The 16724-nt window shown below is 60.5% G+C and carries 14 protein-coding genes and 4 tRNA genes; 6 read left to right on the top strand and 12 right to left on the bottom strand.

Annotation, left to right across the window (positions count from 1 at the left end):
* Positions 1 to 87 precede the first annotated feature (87 nt).
* Complete coding sequence (locus L1P09_RS09615; RefSeq protein ID WP_054905356.1) at positions 88 to 1128, top strand: patatin-like phospholipase family protein; 1041 nt, start codon at positions 88 to 90, stop codon at positions 1126 to 1128.
* Positions 1129 to 1194: 66 nt separating this feature from the next.
* Here the strand turns inward: L1P09_RS09615 and L1P09_RS09610 are convergent, their stop codons facing one another.
* The 11 genes from L1P09_RS09610 to L1P09_RS09560 all read right to left on the bottom strand — a co-directional run bounded on the left by L1P09_RS09610 (position 1195) and on the right by L1P09_RS09560 (position 10856).
* Entirely contained in the window at positions 1195 to 3066 is a 1872-nt protein-coding gene (locus tag L1P09_RS09610) for a SurA N-terminal domain-containing protein (RefSeq protein WP_009683829.1), read from the bottom strand.
* A gap of 180 nt (positions 3067 to 3246) precedes the next feature.
* The gene (gene hupB, locus L1P09_RS09605; protein ID WP_009683828.1) at positions 3247 to 3519 is read right to left on the bottom strand and encodes a nucleoid-associated protein HU-beta; all 273 of its coding nucleotides are present in this window, start codon (positions 3517 to 3519) and stop codon (positions 3247 to 3249) included.
* Positions 3520 to 3671: 152 nt separating this feature from the next.
* Positions 3672 to 6068 (bottom strand): endopeptidase La, encoded by a 2397-nt coding sequence (gene lon, locus L1P09_RS09600; RefSeq protein WP_009683827.1) that lies wholly within the window; start codon positions 6066 to 6068, stop codon positions 3672 to 3674.
* A 163-nt stretch (positions 6069 to 6231) separates the two neighbouring features.
* Entirely contained in the window at positions 6232 to 7515 is a 1284-nt protein-coding gene (gene clpX / locus L1P09_RS09595; RefSeq protein ID WP_009683826.1) for an ATP-dependent Clp protease ATP-binding subunit ClpX, read from the bottom strand.
* Positions 7516 to 7623: 108 nt separating this feature from the next.
* The gene (gene clpP / locus L1P09_RS09590; RefSeq protein WP_009683825.1) at positions 7624 to 8265 is read right to left on the bottom strand and encodes an ATP-dependent Clp endopeptidase proteolytic subunit ClpP; all 642 of its coding nucleotides are present in this window, start codon (positions 8263 to 8265) and stop codon (positions 7624 to 7626) included.
* A 92-nt stretch (positions 8266 to 8357) separates the two neighbouring features.
* The gene (gene tig, locus L1P09_RS09585) at positions 8358 to 9671 is read right to left on the bottom strand and encodes a trigger factor (protein ID WP_029884960.1); all 1314 of its coding nucleotides are present in this window, start codon (positions 9669 to 9671) and stop codon (positions 8358 to 8360) included.
* Positions 9672 to 9918: 247 nt separating this feature from the next.
* Positions 9919 to 10218 carry a DUF6388 family protein gene (locus L1P09_RS09580; protein WP_009683823.1) on the bottom strand — a complete coding sequence of 100 codons (300 nt, stop codon included), beginning with the start codon at positions 10216 to 10218 and terminating at the stop codon, positions 9919 to 9921.
* A 196-nt stretch (positions 10219 to 10414) separates the two neighbouring features.
* Positions 10415 to 10490: transfer RNA gene (locus L1P09_RS09575), tRNA-His, on the bottom strand.
* Positions 10491 to 10526: 36 nt separating this feature from the next.
* Positions 10527 to 10611, bottom strand: a tRNA-Leu gene (locus L1P09_RS09570).
* 51 nt (positions 10612 to 10662) lie between these two features.
* Positions 10663 to 10738: transfer RNA gene (locus L1P09_RS09565), tRNA-His, on the bottom strand.
* 41 nt (positions 10739 to 10779) lie between these two features.
* A tRNA-Arg gene (locus L1P09_RS09560) sits at positions 10780 to 10856 on the bottom strand.
* A gap of 270 nt (positions 10857 to 11126) precedes the next feature.
* Between L1P09_RS09560 and folD the strand changes: the two genes are divergently transcribed.
* From folD to L1P09_RS09540, 4 genes are all read left to right on the top strand, one after another.
* Complete coding sequence (gene folD, locus L1P09_RS09555; protein WP_009682641.1) at positions 11127 to 11981, top strand: bifunctional methylenetetrahydrofolate dehydrogenase/methenyltetrahydrofolate cyclohydrolase FolD; 855 nt, start codon at positions 11127 to 11129, stop codon at positions 11979 to 11981.
* A gap of 427 nt (positions 11982 to 12408) precedes the next feature.
* Entirely contained in the window at positions 12409 to 13719 is a 1311-nt protein-coding gene (locus L1P09_RS09550; RefSeq protein WP_009682642.1) for a C4-dicarboxylate transporter DctA, read from the top strand.
* Between the two features lie 44 nt (positions 13720 to 13763).
* Entirely contained in the window at positions 13764 to 14468 is a 705-nt protein-coding gene (locus L1P09_RS09545; protein WP_009682643.1) for a FadR/GntR family transcriptional regulator, read from the top strand.
* Positions 14469 to 14484: 16 nt separating this feature from the next.
* On the top strand, positions 14485 to 15153 hold the full coding sequence (locus tag L1P09_RS09540) for a GntR family transcriptional regulator (RefSeq protein ID WP_054905976.1): 669 nt from the start codon (positions 14485 to 14487) through the stop codon (positions 15151 to 15153).
* A gap of 86 nt (positions 15154 to 15239) precedes the next feature.
* On the opposite strand, the gene L1P09_RS09535 is transcribed toward L1P09_RS09540, so the two are convergent.
* Entirely contained in the window at positions 15240 to 15668 is a 429-nt protein-coding gene (locus L1P09_RS09535; protein WP_009682645.1) for a PACE efflux transporter, read from the bottom strand.
* A gap of 101 nt (positions 15669 to 15769) precedes the next feature.
* On the opposite strand from L1P09_RS09535, the gene L1P09_RS09530 reads away from it, so the two are divergent.
* A complete protein-coding gene (locus tag L1P09_RS09530; RefSeq protein WP_110679587.1) occupies positions 15770 to 16648 on the top strand; it encodes a LysR family transcriptional regulator in 879 nt (292 codons plus the stop codon).
* The last annotated feature ends 76 nt before the right edge of the window (positions 16649 to 16724 follow it).

Genomic DNA, 16724 nt, shown 5'->3' with positions numbered 1-16724 from the left:
CTACAGTAGCTGCACACAATCTACATTGAAGCAGAGGCAACGATGGGTGCATTGTAGGGGCATGATGGCACTGGCCGGGGAAAGTTGATGAGTAAACGCGTGGCACTGGTACTGGGTTCGGGCGGGGCTCGAGGGTATGCGCACATAGGCGTGATCGAGGAAATCGAGCGCCGGGGTTACGATATCGCCTGCATCGCTGGCTGCTCCATGGGTGCAGTCATCGGTGGCATCTATGCCGCCGGCAAGCTGGACGAGTACCGCAACTGGATCGAGAGCCTTGATTATCTGGATGTGCTGCGCCTGGTGGATGTCAGCTTTCGCCTGGGCGCCATCCGCGGTGACAAGGTGTTCGGGCAGATCCGCAAGATCGTCGGCGAGATCAATATCGAGCAACTGCGCATCCCCTACACGGCGGTTGCCGCCGACCTGACCAACCAGCAGGAGATATGGTTTCAGGAGGGCTGCCTGCACCAGGCCATGCGCGCCTCGGCGGCCATCCCCAGCCTGTTTACACCGGTAATGCAGGGCAACCGTATGCTGGTTGATGGCGGTATCCTGAACCCGCTGCCGATCGTACCGGTGGTGTCCAGCCATTGCGACCTGATCATCGCGGTCAACCTCAACGCCACCAACCAGAAGCAGTACCAGCTGCCGGTGATCGAACGCCCGGCGGCGTTCAAGATGCGCTTCGATGCCTTGCTCAGTTCATTGGGCGCACACCTGCCGTTCCGGCGCAAACCGGCCGAAGAATTGATCCGCATCGAACAGGAAATCGTCGCTGAAGGGCTGGCACAGCCCAACCCATGGCAAAGCGAAGCCGCCAGCCCGGGCACACAGCAGCCGGCGGCTGCGCCAGAGCGCGAAGGCGCGCCGAAGTCGGCTACCGGTTCGTTCATCATCGACAACGTGGGCCCAGCCTCGCTGCTGGACTTGATCAACCAGAGTTTCGAGGTCATGCAGACCTCATTGGCGCAGTACAAGATCGCCGGCTATCCGCCGGATGTGCTGATCAACGTGCCGAAACGGGTATGCCGGTTCTTCGAATTCTACAAGGCGCCCGAGCTGATTGCCCTGGGGCGGGAGATCGCGCGGGACACGCTGGATAATCATGAAGGGGTGAAGCGCTAGGCCGGAGCAGGCAGCAGAAACAGAACGGGCCGCACTAGGCGGCCCGTTCGTCATGCAGCGATCACGTCAGTAACGGGTGATGTCGGCATTGGCTTCCAGCTGCTTGCGGTAGGCCGCGAAATCTTGCTGGCCGGCACGCGAGGCGAGGTAGCGGCGAATCTGCTGCTTCTCTTCGTCGGTGGCGGTAGTGCCTTCGTTGACGCCCTTGAGCTGCAGCACCACCAGGCTACCGTCACGCAGCACGACGCTGCCATACACCGGCTTGTCCTTGGCTTGCGGTTTCGCCAGGCGGAACAGCGCCTGCAGTTCCTCAGGATCGATGCCTTCCTCACCGCGGGTCACGGCTTCGTGGGTTTTCCAGCCCTGGCCCTCATGCACACTGCCAGCAGCAATGGAACCGTCGCGCAGGCCGGCGATCAGCTTGTCCGCCTTGGCCTTGAGTTCGGCCGTGGCCTTCTCCTTGGCCAGGTGCTGGCGGATATTCTGGGCCACTGCCTCCAGCGGCAGTTGCTCAGGCTTGCGGTGCTCCTTGACGCGCAATACCACGGTGGTTTCCGGGTCGAGCTCGATGGCGGTACTATTGGCCCCCTCGTCGAGTACTTCTTCGGAAAACGCAGCCTGCACCACCGAACGGTTGGCAGTAATGCCTTCGCCGCCTTCGCGACCGAATGGTGCAGAGGTGTGGACCTTGAGGTTCAGGTCCTGGGCCGGCTGGGCCAGGTCGGAAGCCTCATAGGCAGCATCCTGCAGCTGCTTGCTGGCATCCACGTAACGCTGCTCGACCAGCGGGGTCTTCAGGTCACGGGTAAGCTTGTCCTTCAGGCTGGCGAAGCTCGGCACCTCTGGCGCCTGTACGCCCAACAGCTTGATCAGGTGGTAACCGAACTGGGTACGCACCGGCGCCGATACCTGGCCATCCTGCAGCTTGTACAGCGCCTCTTCGAAGGCCGGGTCATACACACCCGGGCCGGCGAAACCAAGGTCACCACCGTTGCCGGCCGAACCCGGGTCCTGGGAGAACTCCTTGGCCAGGGTGGCAAAGTTCTCACCCTTGGCCAGGCGCTGCTCGATCTCTTCAGCACGGGCCTTGGCCTGTGCGTCGCTGACCTTGTCGTTCACTTCGATCAGGATGTGCGCCGCGTGGCGTTGCTCGGCGAGGTTGGCGATTTCTTTCTCGTACTGGGCCTTGAGCTCTTCGTCGGTCACCTTGACCTGGTCGAAGTACGCAGACTTTTTCAGCTCGATGTAGTCGATCACCACCTGGTCAGGCGACATGAACTCCTTGGCGTGCTGGTCGTAGTGCGCCTTGACCTCGGCGTCGCTGACCTTGACCGCGGCCGGGTCGGCCTTGAAGGTCAGGGAGGCGAAGTCGCGGGTCTGCTTCTCGAGGCGGGCGAAGGCATCGACTTGCTGGTCGGTGACGAAGCTGCTGCCGGCCAGGCCGGTGCGCAACTGGCCGATGAGCATTTCCTCGGCCAGCATGTCGCGGAACTGCATGCGGCCATAACCCATCTGGCGAATGACCTGGTCGAAGCGGTCGGCGCTGAATTTACCGTCTACCTGGAACTCCGGCGTTTGCAGGATCACCTGATCCAGCGCGGCATCGGAGAAGGCAAACTTGGCGTCTTCAGCCCCCTGCAGCAAGAGCTTGCGGCTGATCAGGCCCTTGAGGGCCTCTTCACGCAGCAGTTTTTCATCCAGCAGCGCTGGGTCGAAGTCCTTGCCCAACTGTTGCATCAGCTGGCGGCGCTGCATGTCGGCCGCCTGGCTCAGCTCGTTCTGGCTGATGGTCTGGCCGTTTACCTTGGCGGCGTCCTGGCTATGTGTGGCGGCCTGAAAAATGGCTTCGAAACCGGTCAACGCCATCAATACGACGATTAGGCCGATGATGGACTTGGCAATCCAACCTTGTGAATTGTCCCTGATATTTTGCAGCATGCGTCCCCCAGAAACGGCTGTACCACTGCGTCGACAACCGCGGAGCGTGGGTAGAATCCTGATAAAAGAAAGGCGCATCCGAGGATGCGCCTTTGCTTAGCAAACGTGTCAGGCGGGAACGTTTGCGCCCCGCCATCAGCGTGCTCGGACCAGGCCTGGCCGGGTCCGGCTGAAGACGACTTAGTTGACGGCGTCTTTCAGGCCTTTGCCTGCCTTGAAACCTGGAACCTTGGCGGCTGCAATCTTGATCGCCTTGCCGGTTTGTGGGTTACGGCCAGTGCGCTCGGCGCGCTCTTTGACCGTGAAGGTTCCGAAGCCAACCAGAACGACGTCGTCGCCTGCTTTCAGGGCACCGGTTACGGAGTCGATCACAGCGTCCAGAGCCTTACCTGCAGCAGCTTTGGAAATGTCAGCCGATACGGCGATAGCGTCAATCAGTTCCGACTTGTTCACTCTAAGTCCCCTTATTTCTCTATTGAGTTTGTTTCTAAGTATGTAATGGAAAGCTTACGAAACGTACGTTGGGAGGCTTGTTGACAATAACGAGCCGCTTTATAGCAAGGCCTCGAAAAAACTGTCAAGGAAAGCCTCCCAGCCAAAAACCACTAATGCGTGCTGATTCTTTCCTTGGCATCGCTGTCGCGCTTTTCTTCTTTCGCGACGATCTCGGGAGCCACATCTGGCAAGGGCTCCGGGGCGTATTGCAGCGCAATTTGCAGGACTTCGTCAATCCATTTGACGGGTTTGATCTGCAGATCCTGTTTGATATTTTCCGGAATTTCCTTCAGATCGCGAACGTTCTCCTCCGGAATGATGACCGTCTTGATACCGCCCCGGTGTGCTGCCAGCAGTTTTTCCTTCAACCCGCCAATTGCCAGCACCTGGCCGCGCAAGGTGATTTCACCCGTCATGGCGACATCAGCGCGCACCGGGATCTGCGTAAGGGCCGAGACCAACGCCGTGCACATGCCGATACCGGCACTCGGGCCGTCTTTCGGTGTGGCCCCTTCGGGCATGTGGATGTGCACGTCGTGCTTCTCGTGGAAGCCGGCGGCTATACCCAGGCTGTGGGCGCGGCTGCGCACCACGGTTTGCGCGGCAGTGATCGATTCGACCATGACATCGCCCAGCGAGCCCGTCTTGATCAGTTGGCCCTTGCCCGGGATAACCACGGCTTCGATGGTCAGCAACTCGCCGCCCACCTGGGTCCAGGCCAGGCCGGTAACCTGGCCGATCTGATCTTGCTGCTCGGCCAGGCCGTAGCGGAACTTGCGCACGCCCAGCAGGTGCTCCAGCTGTTCGCTGGCAACCTTGACCTTGACCTGCTTCTGCCCGGTATGTTCCTTGACCACTTTACGGCAAACCTTGGCGATCTGCCGCTCCAGGCCACGCACACCGGCTTCACGGGTGTAGAAGCGGATGATGTCGCGAATCGCCGAGACATCGACCTCCAACTCGTCTTTCTTCAAGCCGTTGGCCTTGACCTGCTTGGGCACCAGGTACTTGATGGCGATATTGATCTTCTCGTCCTCGGTGTACCCCGGCAGGCGGATGATTTCCATGCGGTCCAGCAGCGCCGGTGGAATGTTCATCGAGTTCGAGGTGCACAGGAACATGACGTCCGAGAGGTCGTAGTCGACCTCCAGGTAGTGGTCATTGAAGTTGTGGTTCTGCTCCGGATCGAGCACTTCGAGCAACGCCGAGGCAGGGTCGCCACGCATGTCGCTGCCCATCTTGTCGATTTCGTCGAGCAGGAACAGCGGGTTGCGTACACCCACCTTGGTCATCTTCTGGATCAGGCGGCCCGGCATGGAACCGATGTAGGTACGACGGTGACCACGGATCTCGGCTTCGTCACGCACCCCGCCCAGTGCCATGCGCACGAACTTGCGGTTGGTGGCGGTGGCGATCGATTCGGCGAGCGAAGTCTTGCCGACGCCGGGTGGGCCTACCAGGCACAGCACAGGACCACGGATTTTCTTCACCCGTTTCTGTACGGCGAGGTACTCGAGGATGCGCTCCTTGACCTCTTCCAGACCATAATGGTCGGCATCAAGGATTTCCTCGGCCTTGGCCAGGTCCAGGCGGACTTTGCTCTGGGCCTTCCACGGCACCTGCACCAGCCAGTCGAGGTACGAGCGCACCACGGTGGCTTCGGCTGACATGGGCGACATCTGCTTGAGCTTGTTGAGCTCAGCCTGGGCCTTGGTCAAGGCATCCTTGGGCAGGCCGGCAGCTTCGATGCGCTTTTTCAGCTCTTCGACTTCGTTGTGGCCTTCGTCACCATCGCCGAGCTCTTTCTGAATGGCCTTCATCTGCTCATTCAGGTAGTACTCGCGCTGGCTGCGCTCCATCTGCTTCTTGACCCGACCGCGAATGCGCTTTTCCACCTGCAACAGGTCGATTTCGGCATCCAGCAGTGCCAGCACGTGCTCCACGCGGGCGGTGAGGTCGACAATTTCGAGGATTTCCTGCTTCTGCTCGATCTTCAGGGCCATGTGCGCAGCCATGGTATCGACCAGCCGCCCTGGCTCTTCGATGCTGTTCAGCGACGACAGCACTTCGGCAGGGACTTTTTTACCCAGTTGCACATACTGCTCGAACTGCGACAGTAGCGTGCGCACGAAAACTTCCGACTCGCGCTCGGCGGAGTCGGTTTCGTCGATCAGCGAAACTTCGGCACGGATGTGCCCTTCCACTTCGGTGAAGCGCTCGACGGCGCCACGCTGTTCGCCTTCGACCAGCACCTTGACGGTGCCATCAGGCAGCTTCAACAGTTGCAGCACGGTGGCAACAGTACCGACACGGTACAAGGCGTCTTCGCCAGGGTCATCATCGGCTGGGTTTTTCTGGGCCAGCAGGAGGATCTGCTTTTCGCCCGTCATCGCGGCCTCAAGGGCTTCTATGGACTTTTCACGCCCCACAAACAGCGGGATAACCATGTGCGGGTATACAACGACATCGCGCAATGGCAAAAGAGGCAAGTCGAGGGTGGTCTTCATGATTTCGCCTCTACAGCGGCCTTGTGGCCGGAAACCGGTGGAAATGATGCTTGGACCTAATGTGGGGGCAGGCTTGGGAAATTACAAGCATTAGCACAGGAAAAGCATGAAGGGGCCCGTAGGCCCCTTCATGCTTGCAACCACAAACTGGCATTTGCCTGTATCAGGCGTCTGGCGCAGCCTTGGCTTGCGGCTCAGTGTTCTCGTAGATCATCAGCGGCTGCGAAGTGCCGTCGATGACGCTCTCGTCGATCACCACCTTGCTGACATCCTTCTGCGAAGGAATCTCGTACATGGTGTCGAGCAGCACGCCTTCGAGAATAGAACGCAGGCCACGGGCGCCGGTTTTGCGCTCCAAAGCCCTGCGTGCCACGGCCTTGAGCGCATCGCTGCGGAACTCCAGGTCGACACTTTCCATCTCGAACAGCTTGGCATACTGCTTGGTGAGGGCGTTCTTCGGCTCGGTGAGGATCTGCACCAATGCAGCCTCGTCCAGCTCGTCCAGGGTAGCCAGAACCGGCAGGCGGCCGACGAACTCCGGAATCAGGCCAAACTTGACCAGATCGTCCGGCTCGACCTCACGCAGGGACTCGCCAACCTTCTTGCCCTCTTCCTTGCTACGCACTTCAGCGCCGAAACCAATGCCACCTTTGGTGGAACGGTTCTGGATGACCTTTTCAAGGCCCGAGAACGCGCCACCGCAGATGAACAGGATGTTGCGGGTGTCAACCTGCAGGAACTCCTGTTGCGGGTGCTTGCGCCCCCCTTGCGGCGGTACCGAGGCCACGGTGCCTTCGATCAGCTTCAACAGCGCCTGCTGCACGCCCTCGCCCGAGACGTCACGGGTGATGGACGGGTTGTCCGACTTGCGCGAGATCTTGTCGATTTCGTCGATGTAGACAATGCCCATCTGGGCCTTTTCCACGTCGTAGTCGCACTTCTGCAACAGCTTCTGAATGATGTTCTCGACGTCTTCACCCACATAACCGGCCTCGGTCAGGGTGGTGGCGTCGGCAATGGTGAACGGTACGTTCAACAGGCGTGCCAGGGTTTCGGCGAGCAGGGTCTTGCCCGAGCCAGTAGGCCCGATGAGCAGGATGTTGCTCTTGCCCAGTTCGACTTCGTCACCCTTCTTGTCACGCTGGTTAAGGCGCTTGTAGTGGTTGTACACCGCTACAGCCAGCACCTTTTTCGCGCGCTCCTGACCAATGACGTACTGGTCCAGGATGCCGCTGATTTCTTTCGGCGAAGGCAATTTGTGCGCGCTGCTCTCGGCCTGGGCTTCCTGCACCTCCTCACGGATGATGTCATTGCACAGGTCGACGCACTCGTCGCAGATAAATACCGAGGGCCCGGCAATCAATTTGCGCACTTCGTGCTGGCTTTTGCCGCAGAAGGAGCAATAGAGCAATTTGCCGCTGTCCTCGCCGTTACGGGTGTCAGTCATTCGATCGATCCAATCCGGTAGGCTTGCAACACAAGATGAAGGCAATTGCGGGCTTTTTCAAGTCCGCAGGTGGACGCTTCGCGCACCCACCTGCTCTGACCCCCCGGTTCAGGAGGCCAGTTGCCGCTTGTCGTAGACCGAGTCGATCAGGCCATACTCGGCTGCGCGCGAGGCGCTCATGAAGTTGTCACGTTCGGTGTCACGCTTGATGGTCTCCAGATCCTGGCCGGTGTGGTAGGCCAGCAACTCGTTAAGGCGCGCCTTGATATTGAGGATTTCCTGGGCATGAATCTCGATATCGGTCGCCTGGCCCTGGAAGCCGCCCAGCGGCTGGTGAATCATCACGCGCGAGTTCGGCAGGCAGTGACGCTTGCCCTTGGCACCTGCGGCCAGCAGGAAGGCGCCCATGCTGCAGGCCTGGCCGATGCAGATGGTCGAGACGTCCGGCTTGATGAACTGCATGGTGTCGTAGATCGACATGCCCGCGGTGACGGAGCCGCCCGGGGAGTTGATGTAGAGATGGATATCCTTGTCCGGGTTTTCCGCTTCGAGGAACAGCATCTGCGCTACGACCAGGTTAGCCATGTAGTCTTCAACCGGGCCAACCAGGAAAATCACTCGCTCCTTCAACAGGCGCGAATAGATGTCGTACGCACGCTCGCCACGGGCGGACTGCTCGATAACCATCGGGACCAGGCCGCCTGCGGCCTGGATGTCAGAGCTCTGCTGAATATAAGAATTGCGGGACATGTCCTGCGCTCACTCCCAAATAGTCATGGCTTGATAACGCACAAGCCAGCTCGAAGGCTGGCTTGTGGGGTTTTCCTACGAGAGAAAACGTATTACTCAGCTTCGGCAGGTGCCTGGGCTGGTTTTACGGCATCTTCGTACGAGACCGACTTGTCGGTCACAGTAGCTTTCTGCAGAACAGTATCTACAACTTGCTCTTCCAGCACAACCGAACGCACTTCGTTCATTTGCTGGTCGTTCTTGTAGTACCAAGCGATGACCTGCTCAGGCTCCTGGTAAGCCGAAGCCATTTCTTCGATCATCTCGCGAACCTTGGCATCGTCCGGCTTGAGCTCGAACTGCTTGACCACTTCGGCGACGATCAGGCCCAGCACTACGCGGCGCTTGGCTTGTTCTTCGAACAGCTCGGCAGGCAGCTGGTCAGGCTTGATGTTGCCACCGAACTGCTGAACAGCCTGGACGCGCAGACGGTTGACTTCGTTTTCCAGCAGGGCCTTCGGCGCTTCGATCGGGTTGGCGGCCAGCAGACCGTCCATGACCTGGTTCTTCACCTTGGTCTTGATTGCCTGGCGCAGCTCACGCTCCATGTTCTTGCGAACTTCGGCGCGGAAGCCTTCCAGGGTCGATTCCTTGATACCGAACTGGGCGAAGAACTCTTCGTTCAGCTCAGGCAGCACAGGGGCCGAAACGCTGTTGACGGTGATGGTGAACTCGGCGGCTTTGCCGGCCAGGTCCAGGTTCTGGTAGTCCTCAGGGAAGGTCACGTTGACAACGCGCTCTTCGCCAGCCTTGGCGCCCACCAGACCGTCTTCGAAGCCCGGGATCATGCGGCCGGAACCCAGTACCAGCTGGGTGCCTTTGGCAGAGCCACCGGCGAACGCTTCACCGTCGACCTTGCCAACGAAATCGATGTTGACCTGGTCATCGTTCTGCGCGGCGCGCTCGACAGCCTCGAAGCGAGTGTTCTGCTTGCGCAGCACTTCCAGCATGTTGTCCAGGTCGGCGTCGGCCACTTCGGCGCTCAGGCGCTCGACGTTGATCGACTCCAGGCCGGAAACGGTGAACTCCGGGAACACTTCGAAGATGGCGACGAACTCCAGGTCCTTGCCTTTTTCGAACGACTTGGGTTCAACGGATGGGGCACCTGCAGGGTTCAGCTTCTGCTCAACGATGGCCTCATAGAAGGAAGCCTGGACCAGATCACCGAACGCCTCCTGGCGTGCATCGGCTTCGAAGCGCTGACGGATCACGCTCATTGGCACCTTGCCTGGGCGGAAGCCGGCAACCTTGGCGCGCTTGGCAGTCTGTTGCAGACGCTTGTTGACTTCGTTCTCGACGCGCTCGGCCGGAACGGCGATGGTCATGCGGCGCTCGAGAGCGGAAGTGTTTTCAACAGAAACTTGCATGGATATTCCTCGTTGCACAGACGTTAGCCGGCGTTAGCCCGACTCCAGAATCAAGGGCAAGCATTCTAGTGAGTCGCGCGGCAGAAGTCACCCCACACGGGACGACGGGAAACCACGCCGGTCGATTAGCTTTCAAGGCCCGCACGGCGTGCCGCCGGGCCCCCTTCATCAAGAGCGGCACCCTGCCCATGGCGCAGTGCAGCCGTAATAACTTGTCAAACAACTGCCAGTGGCGAATTCGCTGCCTTTATTCAGGGTCGATTTCGTTGAACTGACAGTATTCTTCCCACTCCAGGCCCAGCGCCTCGGCGACCTCGCGGTGCGTTTCAAGGCGCATGGCCCGCAACTGTTCCGGGCTTTCGGCGATCAGTTGCAGCGCCAGCTCCCAGGGCTGCAGCCCCTGCTCCTGGGCCGCATCTTCGAACGCCCACTCGATTTGCTGGGCCTGCTCGCGCGCATCCAGCTCGCGAATCTCCTCGAGCAGCTGCGGGTTGGCGTCGGCAAATCGCTGCAGCGCCAAGGCCTGACGGGCTTCTTTTGCAATCATCGGGCTGTTCCTCTGCCGGCCAACGGGGCCGGTGCTTCAACCGGCTGAAATCTAACAGCTTTTATTGGGCTGCCACCAGAGCATTGCAAGGGGGGAATCACGAAGATTTTGTGCTGAACCGTGCAGTGCCCGCATGACGGAGCAATGAAAACAAAAAAGGCGCCTGATCTCACGACCAAGGCGCCTCTTTAAAATATGGGGTGGACGATGGGAATCGAACCCACGACAACTGGAATCACAATCCAGCGCTCTACCAACTGAGCTACGCCCACCATAGTGCGGTGTTACGGTACAACCTTACAAAAACATGGTGCGGACGAAGAGACTCGAACTCTTACAGCTTGCGCCGCTGGAACCTAAATCCAGTGTGTCTACCAATTTCACCACGTCCGCGTAACGCTTAAAACAAAGGCGCCAGATGCTATCGAGGCGCCTTCGAAAATATGGGGTGGACGATGGGAATCGAACCCACGACAACTGGAATCACAATCCAGCGCTCTACCAACTGAGCTACGCCCACCATATTGCATTACAGCCAACTTGCTTGCCAAAGCTGCCTAATGGCGCACCCGGCAGGACTCGAACCTGCGACCATCCGCTTAGAAGGCGGATGCTCTATCCAGCTGAGCTACGGGCGCTTAAGCTTCAAGCCTAACCGAACAAGTATTTAACAGCTAACTGCCAAACGACCCATTCTGCCCGACTTAGCCAACCAGTGCTAGGCTGTGCCCGACAAGTGCGGCGAATCTTATAGGCGACCCCGAAAGTCGTCAACACCTTTTTCAAAAAAATTTAAATTATTTAAGGGCTTAGGGGATTTGCCCGACCACCCGCCTTTGCCCTTCGCCCATGTCGTGCGAGAATGCGCGCTCTTTATTGTTTCCTTCTCGATGGTTAATCACGCGTCTATGACTGCACACCTAATCGATGGCAAGGCAATCGCCGCCAGCCTGCGCCAGCAGATCGCTCAACGTGTCGTGGAGCGTCGCCAGCAAGGCCTGCGTACGCCGGGCCTGGCGGTGATCCTGGTCGGCACCGACCCCGCCTCCCAAGTCTATGTCTCGCACAAGCGCAAGGACTGCGAAGAGGTCGGCTTCATTTCGCAGGCTTTCGACCTGCCCGCCGAGACCACGCAAGAAGCCCTGACCGAGCTGATCGACCGTCTTAACGACGACCCGGCCGTCGACGGCATTCTGCTGCAGTTGCCGCTGCCGGCGCACCTGGAGGCGTCGCTGCTGCTCGAGCGCATTCGCCCTGACAAAGACGTGGACGGCTTCCACCCGTACAACATCGGCCGTCTGGCCCAGCGTATTCCGCTGCTGCGCCCGTGCACACCAAAAGGCATCATGACCCTGCTGGAAAGCACCGGCCAGGATCTGTACGGCATGAACGCCGTCATCGTCGGCGCTTCCAACATCGTTGGCCGCCCAATGGCCATGGAGCTGCTGCTGGCCGGCTGCACCGTGACTGTATGCCACCGCTTTACCAAGGACTTGGCCGGCCATGTAGGCCGCGCCGATCTGGTGGTGGTGGCCGCAGGCAAGCCGGGCCTGGTCAAAGGTGAGTGGATCAAGGAAGGCGCCATCGTGATCGACGTGGGCATCAACCGCCAGGCAGATGGCAAGCTGGTCGGCGATGTGGTCTACGAGACTGCCCTGCCCCGCGCCGGCTGGATCACCCCAGTACCGGGCGGGGTTGGGCCAATGACCCGGGCGTGCCTGCTGGAGAACACGCTGTACGCGGCGCAAGAGCTGCACAAGTAAAATTCGCACCTAGCGAAAACGGCACCTCTGGCAGGTGCCGTTTTTTTTTGCCCGGCTCGAGGGCCCGGGCTTGATGCAAAGAGAAGAAATGGCGACCGCAAGGCGGGATTGGCAGGTAGCTTGCATTGGCCGTAGGGGGCGGGCCCTGCTCGAATCAGGTTCAAGGGTATCACCGGCACCGGGGGCGTGTTCGCTCAAGCGCCCTGCTCAATCATGAACTTCCCGCTGCGCACCGAACTAGAGCGCGGCAGGCCCACTCGCCCCATAACTGGTCAGACCGGTAAGGCCAAAAATCCTTGCAAAGAACGATTTTTCGCGCTTTTATGGCCTGGCGCTGAACAAACCGGTAAGACCACAATAATTAAGTCCTGCGCTCTTTCGCCCCGTGCGGCTACCGAAGCAAGGACACCGATCTGAGACTTCTCCCATGCTCAAATGGTGCTCGCGTTCGATATTCCTGCAAGTCGTGCTTGGCCTTGCCCTCGGCATTGCCTGCGGCCTCAGCTTCCCCGACCTTTCGCTACAACTCAAACCCCTAGGCGACGGCTTCATCAAGCTGATCAAGATGCTCATCGGCCTGATCGTGTTCTGCGTGGTGGTCAGTGGTATCTCGGGCGCGGGCGACCTGAAAAAGGTCGGGCGCATCGGCTTGAAGTCGGTAATCTACTTTGAAGTGCTGACCACCCTGGCGTTGGTGATCGGCCTGGTATTCGCCTTCAGCAGCGGCATCGGCAGCGGCGCCAATATTCACCTGGACCAACTGTCCAGTGCCGATGCCAGCAGCCTGGCCGAGCGCGGTCAACACATCCATGGCGCCGCAGCGTTCTTCATGGACCTGATCCCTACCTCGGTGATCGGCGCCTTCGCCGACAACAACATCCTTCAGGTGCTGCTGTTTTCGGTGCTGTTCGGCAGCGCATTGAACCTGGTGGGCGACTCGGCCGCCGGCATTTCGCGGCTGATCAACGAACTAAGCCATGTGATCTTCCGCATCATGGGCATGATCGTGCGCCTCGCCCCGATCGGTGTATTCGGTGCCATCGCCTTCACCACCAGCAAGTACGGCCTGGAATCGCTGCAGCACCTGGGCGGCCTGGTAGCGCTGTTCTACCTGACCTGTGCAGGCTTCGTGCTGATCGTGCTGGGTACCGTGATGCGCCTGTCGGGCCTGAAACTGTTGCCACTGATCAAGTACCTGCGTGAAGAGCTGACCATCGTGCTGGGCACCGCCTCTTCCGACGCCGTTCTGCCGCAGATCATGCGCAAGCTGGAACACCTGGGCATCGGCAGTTCCACGGTGGGGCTGGTGATTCCCACCGGCTACTCGTTCAACCTGGACGGTTTCTCCATCTACCTGACGCTGGCCATCGTGTTCATCGCCAACGCCACCGGCACCCCGCTGGAGATGACTGACCTGCTGACCATTCTGCTGGTGTCGCTGGTAACTTCGAAAGGCGCGCACGGCATCCCTGGCTCGGCGCTGGTGATCCTGGCGGCCACGTTGACTGCCGTACCGGCGATTCCGGTTGTCGGCCTGGTGCTGGTACTTGCGGTGGACTGGTTCATGGGCATCGGCCGGGCACTTACCAACCTGATCGGCAACTGTGTAGCCACCGTGGCGATTGCCCGCTGGGAAAAGGACATCGACCTGGAGCGTGCCAACAACGTACTGGCAGGCAAACCCGGCTTTGCCCCGTTGCCACGCAAACAGCCCAATGCCCACCAGCAGGAATTCTGAGCGAACGTGGCCGGCACTGATGCCGGCCCTTCAAGGAGCGAACCGTGATCAGCTCATCGACCGTCGTCAATTCAGTGGTGGAAAAACTCCGCCAGGCCCTGGCCCGCGGCCAGTGGCGCAGCGGCGACATGCTGCCAGGCCAGCGCGAGCTGGCTGAACAACTGGGCATCAGCCGGCCCAGCCTGCGCGAGGCGGTAACCGTGCTGGAAACCCTGGGCCTGGTGCGCGCGCTGCCGGGCAAGGGTGTACTGGTGCTGGATGCCGAAGCTGCCGCCCTGGAACCGGGGCTGGATACCAGCGCCGCCGCCAGCCTGGCTGACGTACTGGAACTGCGCTACACCCTTGAACCGTTCATCGTCGGCCTGGTGGCACAATCGGCCAACAGCCAGGATGTTGGCCAGTTGCGCCTCACCCTGATGGACATGCGCGAAGCGCTGGAGGCCGATGACAGCGAAGCTGGGGTCAGGGCCTATATCGCTTTCCATGAGGCCCTCTTCGCCCTGACCACCAACCCGATCTTCCAGAGTGTCGTGCAGCAGACCGGCAACGCCCTTAAACAGAGCGCCGACATGCTGCGCAACTCACCGGAGCATCTGGCTGCAAGGCTGAAGGAGAACGAGGCCGTGGTACGCGCCATTCGCGAACGCAACAGTGCCCTGGCCAGTGCCCAGATGCGCCAGCACATCCTGGCCGAGGGCGCGCGCATGGGCATCCCGCTGAACATCCCGGATGAACACCTGCATCCATGACCAGAGGAGAGCGACCATGAACGCCGCCCCCCACTTGCCTGCCCTGCTCGCGGCCGGCGAAACCCGCCTGTCGGCCGAGCAAATCTACCCACGGCTGTTCGACGCCATTCTCGAGCAGCGCCTGCCCCCCGGCAGCCTGCTGCCCGAGCAGGCGTTGGGCCAGGCGTTTGGGGTCAGCCGTACCGTGATCCGCCGCGTGCTCGGGCGCCTGTGTGACCAGCAAGTGGTGGTGCAGCGCCCTAGCCACACCGCGCACCTGGCAGCCCCCGACCCCGAGCAGGCGCGGCAGGTGCTCAGTGCCCGGCGGCTGGCGGAGACCACCCTGATCACCCTGGCCGCGCAGCGCGCCCGCCCTGCGCAGATACGCCAACTGCGCCAGTTGGTTGAACGTGAGCGCCAGCACCATGAAAGTGGCGAGCGTTGCGCGGCGATCCGCCTGGGTGGCGAGTTCCACCTCAAACTGGCGCAAGTGGCGGCCAATGCGCCCCTGGCACGGTTTCTCAACGGCCTGGTGCCGATGACCTCGCTGATCATTGCCCGCTACGAGTCGCCGTGCTGCGAACATTGTGCGTGGGAAGAACACGCGGCGATCATCGATGCCGTGGAGCAAGGCGATGCCGAGGCGGCATTGGGGCTGATGCACACCCACCTCGACCGGCTGGAAGAGAAACTCGACCTGGCGTAGCCCGCGCCCAAGGGCCAAGCCCGCTGCTGACGGCCATGCACCGGTCCAGCAGCGGGTGTACCAGGCGGTGGCCTGTAGCGCCTGAGTCAAGCCTTGGCCATGGCCGAGGTCGGTAAGCCGAAGATCCGGTCAAACACCCAGTTGTAGGCGAAGGTGTAGCAAGGGATCAGCACAATGAACGCCATGTCCACCAGCAGTGCCTCTACCAGTGTCATGTCCAGCCACCAGGCAATCAGCGGGATCAGATACACCACCAGGGTCAGCTGAAAGCCGACCGCATGCGCCACCCGTCGCGCCACGCTGCGGCCGCGCTTGGCCTGGCGGCTTTCCCAGCGCTCGAACAACGTGTTGAAAATCAGGTTCCAGAGCATGGCAATGGTAGTGATCATCACCGCCAATGGCCCGGTATGCGACGCCTGGGTCTCTGACAGATAAGCCAGCCCGAGGGTCGACATGCTCAGCCCTATCAGCTCATAGCACGTCACGTACACCAGCTTGCGCTTCAAACCCTGCACCTGCATTTCCCTCCAATCTCAATAACGAAGGGCGCGATAATGCTTCACCTCGCTTGACAGCAAAAGTCAGCAGCTGTCAGATCTACTGATAGGAGGCTGCCATGAACTTTTCCAGCGACAACATCCAGCTGTTTCTTGCCGTGCTCGACCGCGGCTCGTTCTCCGCCGCCGCTCGCGCCCTCAAACGGGTCCCGTCGGCGGTCAGCATGGCCATTGGCAATCTGGAAGCGGAGCTGGGATACAGCTTGTTCGAACGCGGGCCCCGCGAAGTTCGGCCCACCGCCCGGGCCTTGGCCCTGGAACCGCACGCCAGGCTGATTGCCGAGCAACTCGGGCTGTTGCAAGTCCATGCCTTGGAGCTCTCACAGGGGCTTGAAAGCAGCCTGACGCTGGCGGTGGTGCCGGACATCGATCACCGCCCGTTGCTGGCGGCTATCGCCGACCTCGGTGTGCGCCACCCATTGCTCGATATCGCTTTGCTCAGCGCCCCGCAGGAAGAGGCCCTGCACTTGCTGGACAGCGGCCGCGCCGATCTTTGCGTGGCCTTCGCTGGCCTGCAGGTGGATGCGCGCCGGGGCTTTCAGCACATCGGTATGGAAGCCTTGGTAGCCACCCTCGCCCCTAGCCACCCGGCGCTGCGTGAAGCACGCATCCACTACCTCGAAGACCTGACCCGGGTGCGCCAGATCCTCGTGCGCAGCCGGGACCTGCCGCTGGCCGATCCACGCCCGCTGATCGGCGCCACGCACTGGTCGACCGACAGCTTCGACCTGGCCCTGCAGATGGTCGAAGCCGGCCTGGGCTGGGGCGACCTGCCGTTGTCTCGGGTAGCCCCACTGCTGGCAACCGGGCGCTTGGTGCGCCTGGCCTTTCGTAATACGCGCAACGAGTTGCAACTGCCGGTGCATATCCTGTGGCGCAAACAACAGCCTCTGCAGCAAGCGGCGAGGTTGCTGATAGAGCAACTGACCAAGGGCTGAGTGCCGTCTGTCGAAAGGTCTGTAAGAAATTACTGTAAGTACTTCAATGTTTTACCCCCCGAGCCGATATCCCGGT

Origin of the sequence: Pseudomonas juntendi (assembly GCF_021560075.1) — a bacterium.
Classification (GTDB): domain Bacteria; phylum Pseudomonadota; class Gammaproteobacteria; order Pseudomonadales; family Pseudomonadaceae; genus Aquipseudomonas; species Aquipseudomonas juntendi.
This window is presented reverse-complemented; position numbering and strand designations above follow the sequence as displayed.